Here is a 13207-nt window from a genome sequence, read left to right as displayed (position 1 = left end):
ATCCGTCGCCGCTTCCGGCAGCTTCACACGTTCGCGGGCAACTGGTCCCGGATCGCCGCGACGGCGGCCCGCGGATCGTCGGCCCAGAGGTCGAGCTGAGTGATTTCGACGGTGCCCTTGCGGCCGAGATCGACCAGCCGCGGTTCGCGCAGGACGACCGAGAGATTGGTCGATTGGTTGATTCCCACCGCCAGCACCCGGTCTTCGGGCACACTGACGCCGCCCCGCGCCTTCAGCGATCGGCTCGCCTGCCGGACGGAATCGATGCTGGCCAACGGGATCCGGTGGTCGAAGAAGGACAGATACCGCACCCGCAGCCCCTCCCGGCTGACGGAGTGCGGGTATTTGTAGAGGGTCGCGACGATCGCCAGAAACGCGAGGGCACCCAGGACTTCCAGCACCAGCAACGCGATCCGCACCGGTACCGACTTCACCATGATCTCGACCAGGACGATGTCGACTGGGTTCACCGCCAGCATGACCCAGAACATCGGCCGGATGGTGCGGCTGTAGTGGATCGCGACGCCGCCGGACGGCACGTCGCTCTGGCGGCGGAGCACGAGTGCCAAGGCCCTCGCCAGTATCAGCACTTGTCTTCTCACGGCGCCCCCTCCAGCGTCAGTCGGCGGTTCCCCAGCCGCGCGGCCCACTTCTCCTCTATTCTCCCGAATTTCCAGATCGCGAACGCGGCCAACCAGGTGACGATGAACAGTCCGACGATCGCGAAGCCCACGTAGTCCAGGTCCACCGAGGCGATCGCGGCGAGCGGTCCGGACGTGATGTCGAGCTTCTCGGCGAGCAGCGTCACCAGTTCGATGGTCCCGATGCCGAGCGCGACCGCCACGGAAAGCGCGGTGACCGTGAGGTTGTAATAAATCTTCCGGATCGGCCGGGAAAACGCCCAGCCGTAGGCGTAGTTCATGAGCACGCCGTCGGCGGCGTCGAAAAGGCTCATCCCGGCGGCGAACAGGATCGGCAGCACGAGAATCGCGTACCAGGGCAAGGCAAAAGCGGCCGCGCCCGCGGCGAGGACCAGCAATCCGATTTCCGTCGCGGTGTCGAAACCGAGTCCGAAAAGGACTCCCACTGGGTAGATGTGCCACGGCTTCCGCACCGCTTTGGTGGCCCCGCGCAACAGCCGGTTCATCAGGCCGCGGTTGTCGAGATGCCGTTCCAGCTCGGCCTCGTCCAGTTCGCCGCGGCGCATCCGGGCGAACACGCGCGCGATCCCGACGAGCACGACGAGGTTCATGATCGCGATCAGGTACAGGAAAATCCCGGACACCGACGTGCCGATCAGGCCGGTCGTCTCGTGCAGCGCGGAGCCGTCGTCCTCCAGCTGCCCGGCGACCGCGCGGACGCCCATCGACAGCAGCAGACACAGCGCGAAGACGATCGTCGAATGTCCGAGGGAGAACCAGAACCCGACCGACAACGGACGCTGCCCGTCGGCCATCAGCTTGCGCGTGGTGTTGTCGATGGCGGCGATGTGGTCGGCGTCGAACGCGTGCCGCATGCCGAGCGTGAACGCGGTGACGCCGAGGCCGATGCCGAACGTGCCGCCCGCGCCGAGCGCGTAATGCCGCGGCGCGACGACCAGCACCAGAAGTCCCCAGCCGACGAGGTTGAGCAGCAGGATCACGGCCGCCATGCCGCCGATCGACCATCTGTCGCCGCGAGTGAGCCGCTGCGTCATCGCCGTCCTCTCGCTCCCCGGAAAGCCGTGAAGGGCTCCTTGAGGGAATCAGATTCCCTCAAGGAGCCCTTCACGGACAATCAGGTAAAGCTCAGCCGGCGCGCAGGTGCAACGTGTCGAGCGCCTTGCGCACGTGCCCGCCCGCGGCGGTCAGCGCCTCGGCGGAGTGGGCGACGTCGCTGCCGGACAGCAGGTGCACGAGCGCCACTTTGAGGTCGCCGCTGGCCTCGGTGAGCGCGTCCGAGCAGTCGGCCATCGTCATGCCGGTGGCTTCCTGCAGGATCCGGATGTTGCGGCCGCGCAGCTTCGCGTTCGTCGCGCGCATGCTCACCATCAGGTTCGAGTACGTCTTGCCCAGCTTGATCATCGTCGCGCTGGAGAACGCGGTGAGGATCAGCTTCTGCGCCGTGCCCGCCTTCATCCGGGTCGAGCCGGCGATGGCCTCGGGACCGGTGGCGACGGCGATCAGCACGTCCACGCCCGCCGGTTGCGCGGCGCGCGGGTTGGCCGAGACGAGCCCGGTGTGCGCGCCGATCCGGCTGGCCTCGGCGAGCGCGCCGAGCACGTACGGAGTGCGCCCGGAGGCGGCGAGACCGAGCACGAAGTCGCCCGGCTGCACCGAGTGGGCGATTTCCGCCGCGCCGGCGTCCGCGTCGTCCTCGGCGTTCTCGACGGCCTGCCGCAAGGCCTTCTCACCGCCCGCGTGGTGCGCGATGAACAGGTCGCCGGGCACGTTGAACGTCGGCACCAGTTCGGCCGCGTCCAGCGTCGCCAGGCGGCCCGAGGTGCCCGCGCCGACGTAATGCACGCGCCCCCCGCCGCGCAGCGCCTCGACGGCGTAGTCGACCGCACGGGCCAGCTGCGGCAGCACCGCGGCCACCGCGTCCGGCACCCGGCGGTCCTCGGCGTTGATCGCGCCGAGGATCCCCATGGTGGACATCAAATCGATGTCCACCGTGCGCGGGTTTCGTTGTTCGGTGGGCGAATCGACGTGCACCGTCTGGCAGGGGACGGACATCAGATCCTCGCTTCTTGGTTCACTTGCCGGTTTCCCGCGGACGACGACGACCGTCGGGTCTGACCCCGAGCCGGTGCGAGCCGACCGCGTCCCTCGTGGCGTCCAACGCGCTGACCGACGCCTCCATGTGGCGCTGTGCGACGCCGATGAAGAGGCAGTCGATCACGGTCAGCTGGGCGATCCGGCTCGCGGTCGCCCCGGACCGGAAGGTGGTTTCGCGGGCCGCCGTGGTGAGCACGTGGTCGGCGACCTCGGTGATCGGCGAGCGCGGGAAGTTCGTGACCGCGACGGTCACCGCGCCGTGCTCGCGCGCGACCCGCAGCGCCTCGACGGTGTCCGTGGTCGCGCCGGTGTGCGAGACGCCGACCGCGACGTCGCCCGGCTTCAGCACGGCGGCCGAGGTCAGCATGATGTGCGTGTCCGACCAGGAGAAGCTCACGCGGCCGATCCGGTGCAGCTTCTGCTGCAGGTCAGCGGCGACGAAAGCGCTTGCGCCCACGCCGTACACGTCGACCCGGCCGGCTTCGGCGACGAGGTCGATCACGCTCTGCAGCGAGGCGACGTCGAGCTGGTCGGCGGTCTCCTCGACGGCGCGCGCGTCGGCGAAGCTGACCTTGCCGATGACGGACGCCAGGTCGTCGCCAGGGCCGATCTCGCCGCCGAGGTTGCGCGAGGTGCGCGCCTCGGTGCGGGCGGTGTCCGCGGCGAGCGCGATGCGCAGCTGCGGGTAGCCGCCGACGCCGACGGCCTTGCAGAAGCGCGTAACGGTGGTCTCGGAGGTGTTCGCGGCCAGCGCGACCTCGGTGATGCTGCGGCGCGCGACAGCGGCCGGGTCTTCCAGGACAACCTTCGCGACGCGCTGCTCGGCGCGGGCGAGTCCGGGCAGCAGGGAGCGGATGCGAACCAAGGGGCTCGCATCCGCGTCGCGCACCGCGGTCTGACCTGCGAAGTGCTCAGAGGGTGCGCTGCTGACTACGGAATCGGTATCATCCGCCGTCGGAAAGTTACTAACCGTTGGCATTTGCGACAAGGCTACCCACATCCTTCGGCAGAACCACAACCCGTCCGTGTCTGCGGACTTCGGTTTGCGATTAATCGTTGTCAAGAAAGTCGCCAACCGAGTCCACGGTGTTAACGACCTCAAGCTAACGACTTGGCAACTAAGTGTGTCTAGCGAAGGAGTCTTGTTCCACTGAGTGGGGACACCAAGGTGGCAATGCGCGGCGGGGTGCCTACCGAGCGCTCAATTTCCAACCGGAAGAGGCCAGCTCCGAGGGGTTTCGCTCACCATCGAGAACGACCTGGCCGCGTTGGGTGACTTTCACACTATCGAGGGAAACTCCCCGACCCGTGTAATTCGGATCGGTGCTGTAACGCCACCGGAGCGAGGTAGCGGCCGACGCAGGCACCTCCGCGGACACCCGCCACCAGGAACGGTGCCCGTGTCCGCCCAGCGCGGGCGTCTCGTCGTCGGGCGCACCCGGGCCACAGGCCTGCATCGGAACAGGTTGCCAATTAACCCCGTCGGTGCTCGATTCGAGCTGCAACGGGTCGCTCGGGCCCTCGGTGTCGACGAAAGCGGCGAAGGACACGCGCAGTGGCGCACCCGCTGGAAGCGGTCGTGTGCTTAGCGTAGCGACGCCGTTGTTTCCCAAGCTCGCGTACCAAGCGTCGGGGCCTTCGACCGGCCGTACGGCCATCGCCTTCGCGAGCGAGGTCGCCCAGACCTGACGGGCGGGGTTGATGGAACCCCAGGTGCGCGTGGGGTGCACGCGGTTGGTGAGCAGCAACGCGAACGACCGCGATTCCGGGTCGATGACCAGCGTCGTGCCGGTGAAACCGGTGTGGCCCGCGCTGATCGGCGACGCCAGCGCGCCCATGTACCAGGGCTGGTCCAGCTCGAAACCGAGCCCGTGCTCGTCGCCGGGGAAGCGCTGGTTGTAGTTCGTGAGCATCTTCTTGACGGTGTCCGGGCGCAGGATCCGGTGCCCGCGGTAACTGCCGCCGTTGAGGATGGTCTGGGAGAGCACAGCCATGTCGCCGGCCGTCGAGAACACGCCCGCGTGCCCGGCGACGCCGCCGAGCGACCAGGCGTTCTCGTCGTGCACCTGTCCGCGCACGAGTCCGCGCGGCGGGGTGGTCTCGTACTCGGTCGCGGCGATCCTCGAGAGCTTCGACGCGGGCGGGTTGTAGCCGGTGTCGACCATCCCCAGCGGCGCGGTGATGCGGTCGTGCACCACCTGGTCCAGCGGCTTGCCGGACAGCTTCTCGATCAGGAAGCCGAGGGTCAGCATGTTGAGGTCGGAGTACAGGTAGGTGCTGCCCGGCGCGTTCTTGAGCGGGCTGTCGAGCACCGCCTTGCGCCGCGACGGGATGTCCGGATAGCCCTGCCAGAGCGACGGCGACGGGTCGGCGTCGAAACCGGAGGTGTGCGTGAGCAGCTGCAGCACGGTGACGTCCTGCTTGCCGTTGACGCCGAACTCCGGCAGATAGCGCACGACCGGCGCGTTGACGTCCAGCTTGCCCTGCTCGGTCAGCTGCAGCGCGGCGATCGAGGTGAACAGCTTCGAGATCGACGCCATGTCGAAAATGGTGTCGTTGCGCATCGGAACCTGCTGCTCCGGCGGCAGTTCGGTGCCCTTGGCGTCGGCGTACCGGAGCGCGCCGCCGACGGCGTAGCGGTCCACGACCACGCCGTCGTGCGCGAGCAGGCCGACCGCGCCGGAGAAGTGCGGATGCCCGCTGGCGTCCGGCTGTGTCCAGCTCTTCAGGAACTGCTCGGCGTCGCGGATCGGCTGCGGATCGAGGTTGACCTCGCCCGGGCTGCCGTCGCGCAGCTTCGTGCTCGCCGGGGCGAACCCGTGCTGCGGACGGTCGAAGCGCCCGGCGAAGCCGCCGTGTCGGTTGTCGATCGTTGCTGCTCCCGCGGTCGTCGTGGCCGCGACCAGTACGGCCAACGTCGCGACGAGCACTTTCCTAGCACGCATGGCCGCTCTCCTCAGCGATAGATCAGGTGGGGGCGGCGTCTGCGGGCGAAGTCGGCGAGCTCGGCGCGCCACGCGCCGGTGATCTCGTCCACTCCGGCGCCGGCGTCGACCATGGTGCGCAGCCGCGCGGATCCGGACAGCTTGTCGATCATGTGGTCCGGCCGCCAGCCGAATTTGTCGGGCGCGACGCGCTTGGCCGTCACGAACATCGAGACGGTGGTGTTGATCGCGTCGAAGGCCCGCGGATCGGTCACGGTGACCTGTACGCCGCCGCAAGGCTGGTTCACGAATTTGCCGAAGGTGGGCACGAAGTAGATCTCGCGGAACGCTGCGCCCGGCAGGCGGAGCTTCTCGAGTTCCTCGCGCCAATGCCAGTCGAGGCCGGGCGCGCCGATGATTTCGAACGGCCGTGTCGTGCCGCGGCCTTCGGAGAACACGGTGCCTTCGAACATGCCGGTGCCCGGGTACACGAGCGCTGTGTCCGGTGTCGGCATGTTCGGGCTTGGCAGGATCCAACGGAGACCGGTGTCGGCGAAGAAGCTGTCGCGTCGCCAGCCGCGTATCTGAACGACTTCGAGCTTCGCCAGCTTCACGCCTTCGCCTGGAAGGAACTCAGCGGCGAAGAAGCGCGCCAGTTCTCCAACCGTCATGCCGTGTTGCTGCGCGATCGGCTTCAGCCCGACGCCGGACGAGAACTTCGGGTCGAGGACTGGGCCGGACAGTCTTCCGCCGATGGGGTTTGGCCGGTCTAGGACTACGAAGGCCGCGTTGACCTTCGCAGCGGCAACCATGGCTGTGTACAGGGACCAGATGTAGGTGTAGAAGCGCGCGCCGACGTCGGCGATGTCGAAGACGACAGTGTCCAGTCCGGCTTTCTGGAACAGCGAAGCGAGCTTCGTCGCGTCAGCGCCGTACGCGTCGTACACGGGGATGCCGGTGCGTGGGTCGGTGTAGTCGCCTTCGGAGCCACCGGCTTGCGCGCTGCCGCGAAAGCCGTGCTCTGGCCCGAAGGCCGCGACGGGACGTACGCCCGCCGCGACCATCGAGTCGACGATGTGGTCCCCGTTGGCGAGCACGCCCGTCGGGTTGGACAGCACGCCGAGCTTGCGTCCGGCGAGCGGACGCCAGCCCTGCGCGGCGAGCTGTTCGGCACCGGTGAGGACCCGGCGTTCCAGCTCGGTTTGCGCCGCTTCGGGTGCCGCTTGTGCCGCCGCTGAGCCGCTCGCCAGTACTGGGACGGCGAGCGCCGGAACGGCGAGGAAATTCCTGCGGTTGAGAGTCACCAGGTCAGCCCGTGTCCGAAGGGGTATTTGACGGTGTGCACGTCCGCCCCGGCCGGGACGTCGACCGGCAGCTTCCCGCTGGGCTTCGTCTCGCCGAGCACGACCTTGGCCAGCGCTTCGAGCGACGGCGTGATGTAGCCGTAGGTGGCGAGCCAGGTCGGCACCGGGTTCGCGTATCCGGCGTCGTACGGAATCTGCGCGGCGACCGCGACCACCGGCTTGCCCGTGTCCATCAGTGCCTGAAGAAGCTTGCTCTGCAAGGGGAATCCGCCGAGGTTGTTGGTCAGCACCACGACAGCGTCGTTCTGCTTCGCGGCTGCGGCGGCCTCGGCGATCTGCGCGTCGGTCGGCGTCTGCCCGGTGGCCAGCGCGGTTGCCTTCGTGCCGTGCGCATTGAAGCGGGCGGCAAGCGTTTGCGTCGTGGTCGCGCCCCAGCCGGTGACCAGCACGGCCGACGGCTTCTGCTTGAGCGGCAGCACTCCGGCGTCGTTGGCGATCGCGGTGACCGACCGGTCGGCGATGCCCTGCGCGGTCGCCAGGTGCTCCGGCGTACCGACCTTCTTCATGACCTGCGAAGGGTTGTTGAACGGCGCGTACAGGATTCCGCGCTTCAGCTTGAGCTTCAGCACCCGCAGCACGCTCTGGTCGATCCGCTGCATCGGCAGGTCGCCGGACTTCACCGCGGCGAGCACGGCGTTGATCGCGACGTCCAAGTGCACCGGCATGAGCAGCTGGTCCACGCCCGCTTTCAGAGCGAGGACGGGGATTTCGGCGTCGCTGTGCATCTCCCGCACGCCCTGCATCTCGAGCGAATCGGTGATCACGACGCCGTTGTAGCCGAGTTCGCCGCGCAGCTTGCCGGTGATGATCGGCTTCGACAGCGTCGCCGGCTCGCCGGACGGGTCGAGGCTCGGGAACTGGATGTGCGCGCTCATGATCGAGTCGATGCCCGCGGCGATCGCGGCCTTGAACGGCGGCACGTCGATCGCCCGCCATTCCGCTTCGGTGCGATTGATCTTCGGCAACCCGGTGTGACTGTCGGTCGCCGCGTCGCCGTGACCGGGGAAGTGCTTCGCGGTGGACGAGACGGTCTGGCTCGCCGGCCCGGATTCCTGATAGCCCTTGACCTCCGCGGTCACGAAACTGCTGGCCAGGTCAGGTCGTCCGGAGAAGGACCGGACGCCGATCACTGGGTTGGCCGGGTTGGAGTTGACGTCCGCGTCCGGTGCGTAGTCCTGGTTGATGCCGACCGCGCGCAGCTCGTGGCCGAGGATCGTGGCGGCCTTGGTCGCGCTGCCGGTGTCGCGGCCGGCGGCGATGGCCATCGAGTTGGGGAACTCGGTGGCCGGCGCGCCCATCCGCGTGACCGTGCCGCCCTCTTGGTCGGTGCCGATCTGCAGCGGGATGTGCGCGCCGCTGGAGATCGCGGCGCGCTGCAGGCCGTTGGACAGCTTCGCGACCTGCGTGGGGCTCTCGAAGTTGTCGCGGCTGGTGTTGTGGAAGTAGATGACGCCGCCGAGGTGGTATTTCTGCACGGCCTGCGCGGCGGTGTCGACGCCGAAGTCGGTCTGGTTCTTGGGGTTGACCTCGTCGGCGGACTTGCCGTTCACCCACGTGACGAACAGCTGCCCCACTTTTTCTTCCAGGCTCATGCCGCGCAACGCCTGTGCGGCCGCGGCGTCGAGCTGCGCCGCCTGCTGCTGGGGTGTCTGCTGCTGTTGTTTCGGCGCCGCGAACGCCGAGGAACTCAACCCCCCGACGGCGAGCACCCCCGCAAGGGGAACGGCGAACACCTGCATCCTCCGCGTGCGCGCGAGTCGGTTCGTCACGAATTGCCTCCCAGTGTCGCGTGCCGCCGCGGGTGCGGACGCGAGTCGTGAAGCGTCCACCGGGCAGCACCGGTATCGGGAAGCTACTCACCGCGATACGGGGTTGTCCATCGGCCGAGCGCAGGAACGGCAGGGTTCACCTGGGAGGACGGCGCCTGGTGCGGGTCTGGCCGCGCGCGGATTTCTTCGAGCCTGGCTCGGTCCGCTGCGCTCGCTCCGGAAGTAACGGCACCTGCCTGGACATAAACACTGGCGGCGCCCGTCAGCCGAAGCCAACGGGCGCCGCCAGTCAGCGCGAACATCTCGGGCGACCAAGCGTGCAACTCTGGTCGTACCTTCATGGACTCGGCGTCCGGCGTCCCGGTACGCAGTCCCTAGACGACGAGCCTCCCGCGGCGTGCTGCGCGTGGGTACCCGGAGTCCGCGCACGGAGGTTGCCCGGGGTGACAGAGGCTTCTCTTCTACCTCTGTCCTGGCCGAATCAACGTCCGCACCTACTTTCTACGCCGTGAGCGCGGTCACTTCAAGTGCGCGTACGGGTGCACCGGTACAGAGGCTCGATCCGGTGACAACACCACCCTCAGCAACGGACCTAGCTGCGGAAACCGGAGTATTGGTACCGCCACGCGGGTGCTCAGTTGTCGGTGCCGCGAGACCGGCGGCGACGGCTGAGGCTGTACCAGGTCGCGCCCGCCGCCACCGCGCCCACGCCGAGCGCGACCATCCCCGCGGACTTGGCCGGGATCCGGGTGCGCAGCGACATCGGCCGCTCGAACGCGAGGACCGGCCACTCGTGCTCGTCCGCGGTGCGGCGCAGCAGCTTGTCCGGATTCACCGCGTGCGGGTGACCCACCACCTCCAGCAGGGGGATATCGGTGCTGGAATCGGTGTAGGCGAAGCAGTCGGCGAGGTCGTAGCCGTAGGTGGCGGCTTGCTGCTTCGCGGCGACGGCTTTGTTCTCGCCGTAGCAATAGAAATCGACCTCGCCGGAGTAGCGGCCGCCGACGATCTCCATGCGGGTGGCGACGCAGCGGGTCGCGCCGAGCATCTCGGCGACCGGAGCGGCGACCTCCTCGCCGGTCGCGGAAAGCACGATCACGTCGTGTCCGTCGGCGAGGTGCCGCGCGATGAGGTCGGTCGCCTCCACGTAGACGAGCGGATCGACTACGTCGTGCAATGTTTCGCGCACGATGGCGGAAACCTGTGCGACATCCCAGCCCGCGCACAGCGCGGAAACCTCGGCGCGCATCCGCTCGGTCTTGTCCGCGTCCGCGCCGGCGAGCGAGAAAACCAGTTGCGCGTAAGCACTTCGCAGCGCCGCGCGACGGTTGATCAGTCCTTCGCGCAGCAACGGCTTGCTGAACGCGAGCGCGCTGGACGACGCGATGATCGTCTTGTCGAGATCGAAGAAGGCGGCGACGCGCCGGGGTGCTTCTTCGCTGCGGGGTTCGGCCACGTGATCAGGATAGGCGTAGCGCGCCGTGTTGTTGGCAGCACACCGGTCGTGGCGGCGGCCGGAAAATCGATGACATCGGCTCGCTTACGGCCTCGGGTGCCGTTATCGAATCGTATGTGTCACTCACACAGCCAACTCATAGCTAACGGAGTTACAGTGAACGGACCCGGTCGTGAACCGGGCTGGTTCAGTCCGACCCCCCGGGGCTGAACCCCTGGCGGCCCTCGTCCCTCCCCCCTGGCGAGGGCCGCCTTCTATTCTCCCCGTTTCCGGATGAGCGAACAATTTTCAGGTCTGCCCCGGAAACCGTTGCGCGGACTGCTTTTTCGCCCCTGACCTGGGCTGTTCCGGTCGTTCCCGGCGCGGCCTACGGGCAAGATCAATTAACCGCACGCTTACCTTTTCTGCGTTTTCTCCTGCGGCTGTGCCGGTTACTTGTCCCGGTGCGGCAAATTTACTTCTTTTCACTTGATTTTCCGGAGGTTCTCCGCAGCAATCGTTTTCTCGTCCGAATGTGCGGGCCCGCGCATTGTCCGGTACGGCCGGACACTCCGGCGGTTCTGGATCGATTTCGCCCCTCCGGTTGTCCACAACCCCCGGGTTATCCACAGGACGGAAAAACAGGCATTGCCGACCGCTCCGGCGGAGGGCGACGGTGGAAGTCCGGCCCACGAGACCCAGGGGAGGGGCACATGGCCACCGCACAACCGCTCGTCGTCTCCGGCGAGGGAACCGTCTTCGAAGAGATCCGCCGCGTCGCCGCCGTAGTCGGCTGCGAGTTCGACCACGCGCCAGACCTAGCCGCCGCACGCGGACGATGGGCGCGCGCCCCGCTCGTGGTATTGGACGAGGACATCGCCGCTGACAGCCCGCCAATGCCAGCACGCGACAGCGTCGTCCTCGTCTGCAAAGGCACACCCAGCATGGAAACCTGGCGCCGCGCGGCCGCACTCGGCGCTCGCCGTGTCTTCAGCCTGCCCGACGACGAAGCGGGTCTGACCGGCGCGTTCGCCGATGTCACCGACGCGCCAGCGGAATCCCCAGGCCCGGTAATAGCTTTCGTAGGCGGCCGAGGCGGTTCCGGCACCTCCGTACTTGCTGCCGCGGTCGCCGTAGAAGCCGCCCGCACCAGCACCGCGCTATTAGTCGATTGCGACCCGTTAGGCGGCGGATTGGACCTCCCGCTAGGCCTGGAACACACGAAAGGCCTGCGGTGGCCGGAAGTCCGACTGTCCGGCCGAGTCTCCGTCCCTTCGCTGATCGCTTCGCTCCCGACTCGCGGCAAGCTCCCCGTGCTGTCCTGCGGCCGCTCCGGCGACGGCCCGACCCCGCGAGCCTTGTCGGCAGTCGTCTCCGCAGGCAGCCGCGCAGGCCGCACCGTGGTCTGCGATTTGCCCCGCCACTTCGACGAAGGCACCGTCGCCGTAGCCTCCGTCGCCGACTTGGTCGTCCTGGTCGTCCCGGTCGAATTCCGTGCCTGCATGGCGGCGAAACAGGTCCTGAACCGCCTCCGCCCGCACACCGAGCGTTTCGCGATCGTCGCAAGTGGACACCCCATCGACGGCGTCTCAGCCGCGCAAACCGCGGGCATGCTGGGCCCGCCCGTGCTCGCTTCCGTACCCCCGGAACGCCGAGTAGCCACCACCTTGGAATCCGGCGAATTCGACCTGCCCCCGAAGGGCGCACTGGCCACCGCCGCCCGTTCCGTGCTGGCGAACCTGCGTCCCCTTCCCCTCGAACAGGCCGCGTAGATGACGACCGACCTAGTAGAACGAGTCCGCCACCGCCTGGCAGGCGAAAGCCGAGGCACCGACCCCATCGCCCTAGCCGAAGCCGTCCGCGCAGAAGCCGGCGGCGCCTTGAGCCACGACGCAGTGCTAGCCGCCGTCCGCCAAGCCCGAGACGAGTTCGTAGGCGCAGGCCCCCTTGCCTCTTTATTGGAAGACGACACCATCACCGATGTCCTAGTAACCGCCCCCGACGAGGTATGGACCGACGGCCCACTTGGCCTCACGCACACCACAATCCGCTTCCCCGACGAGGACGCCGTCCGCCGCCTAGCGCAACGCCTGGCCCTAGCCGCGGGCCGCCGCCTGGACGACGCCCAGCCCTACGTAGACGGCTGGCTCCCCGCCCGCCAGGGCCGAATCCGCGTCCACGCCGTACTTCCGCCCATCGCCGCCAACGGCACCTGCCTGTCGCTGCGCGTCCTACGCCCGGTGACTCACGACCTGGCCGCACTCCAAGAACACGGCTCCATCGACGCCACCGCTTTGAGCATCCTCCAAGCAATCCTCAAGCACCGCCTAGCCTTCCTCATCACCGGCGGCACCGGCGCCGGAAAGACAACTCTCCTGAGCGCCCTGCTCAGCGCAGTAGCCCCGACCGAACGCATCGTCTGCGTAGAAGACGCCGGCGAACTACGCCCGACTCATCCCCAGTTCGTCAGCCTCGTCGCGCGCCCCGCCAACGTGGAAGGCGCAGGCGCAGTGGAACTCCCAGAATTAGTCCGCCAAGCCCTGCGAATGCGCCCAGACCGCCTGATCGTCGGAGAAGTCCGCGGAGCAGAAGTGTGCTCCCTGCTGAACGCCATGAACACCGGCCACGACGGCGGCGCCTGCACCCTGCACGCGAACTCTCCCGCGGAAGCCCCCGCCCGCCTGGAAGCCTTAGCTGCTCTGGGCGGTCTCCCCAGGGATGCCTTGCACAGCCAACTATCCGCAGCAGTCCGCGTAATCCTCCACATGCGCCGCACAACCACTGGCCGCCGCCTGACGGAAGTCGCGGTACTGCAGCGGTACCACGGAGAAGTAAAAACCCACCCCATCTGGCGCGACGGTCACTGGACGAGCCGCCGCCCCCTCTTCACTGCGTTGACTACACCGGAGCCAACTCATGACTAGCTCCCCGCGCGGCCGCTCGCCGCCAGCGCGATGCT

Annotated in this window: 10 protein-coding genes; 2 read left to right on the top strand and 8 right to left on the bottom strand. The window is 67.9% G+C overall.

The features are described from left to right. Positions 1-23: 23 nt before the first annotated feature. From ABD156_RS02540 to ABD156_RS02505, 8 genes are all read right to left on the bottom strand, one after another. Entirely contained in the window at positions 24-602 is a 579-nt protein-coding gene (locus ABD156_RS02540) for a hypothetical protein (protein WP_344265674.1), read from the bottom strand. Beyond that, complete coding sequence (gene nicT, locus ABD156_RS02535) at positions 599-1696, bottom strand: Nickel transporter NicT (protein ID WP_344265671.1); 1098 nt, start codon at positions 1694-1696, stop codon at positions 599-601. Before nicT ends, ABD156_RS02540 begins: the two co-directional genes overlap by 4 nt. A gap of 91 nt (positions 1697-1787) precedes the next feature. Beyond that, entirely contained in the window at positions 1788-2717 is a 930-nt protein-coding gene (locus ABD156_RS02530) for an N-acetylmuramic acid 6-phosphate etherase (RefSeq protein WP_344266695.1), read from the bottom strand. A 16-nt stretch (positions 2718-2733) separates the two neighbouring features. Next, complete coding sequence (locus tag ABD156_RS02525) at positions 2734-3645, bottom strand: MurR/RpiR family transcriptional regulator (RefSeq protein ID WP_425546098.1); 912 nt, start codon at positions 3643-3645, stop codon at positions 2734-2736. Between the two features lie 301 nt (positions 3646-3946). Continuing rightward, positions 3947-5701 carry a serine hydrolase domain-containing protein gene (locus ABD156_RS02520; RefSeq protein ID WP_344265665.1) on the bottom strand — a complete coding sequence of 585 codons (1755 nt, stop codon included), beginning with the start codon at positions 5699-5701 and terminating at the stop codon, positions 3947-3949. Between the two features lie 11 nt (positions 5702-5712). Continuing rightward, on the bottom strand, positions 5713-6984 hold the full coding sequence (locus ABD156_RS02515; RefSeq protein WP_344265662.1) for an exo-beta-N-acetylmuramidase NamZ family protein: 1272 nt from the start codon (positions 6982-6984) through the stop codon (positions 5713-5715). Further along, entirely contained in the window at positions 6981-8783 is a 1803-nt protein-coding gene (locus tag ABD156_RS02510) for a glycoside hydrolase family 3 protein (protein WP_344266692.1), read from the bottom strand. The genes ABD156_RS02515 and ABD156_RS02510 overlap by 4 nt, the downstream gene beginning before the upstream one ends. A gap of 664 nt (positions 8784-9447) precedes the next feature. Continuing rightward, positions 9448-10269 (bottom strand): HAD family hydrolase, encoded by an 822-nt coding sequence (locus tag ABD156_RS02505; RefSeq protein ID WP_344265659.1) that lies wholly within the window; start codon positions 10267-10269, stop codon positions 9448-9450. A gap of 692 nt (positions 10270-10961) precedes the next feature. Here ABD156_RS02505 and ssd point away from each other — a divergent pair. Together ssd and ABD156_RS02495 are read left to right on the top strand one after the other, a co-directional pair. Beyond that, the gene (gene ssd / locus ABD156_RS02500) at positions 10962-12020 is read left to right on the top strand and encodes a septum site-determining protein Ssd (protein ID WP_344265656.1); all 1059 of its coding nucleotides are present in this window, start codon (positions 10962-10964) and stop codon (positions 12018-12020) included. Further along, positions 12021-13172 carry a TadA family conjugal transfer-associated ATPase gene (locus ABD156_RS02495; RefSeq protein WP_344265653.1) on the top strand — a complete coding sequence of 384 codons (1152 nt, stop codon included), beginning with the start codon at positions 12021-12023 and terminating at the stop codon, positions 13170-13172. Positions 13173-13207 lie beyond the last annotated feature (35 nt).

Origin of the sequence: Amycolatopsis albidoflavus (genome assembly GCF_039525725.1) — a bacterium.
GTDB lineage: Bacteria > Actinomycetota > Actinomycetes > Mycobacteriales > Pseudonocardiaceae > Amycolatopsis > Amycolatopsis albidoflava.
Note: the sequence above shows the minus strand (reverse complement) of the source record. Positions and strands in the feature narration are given on the sequence as shown.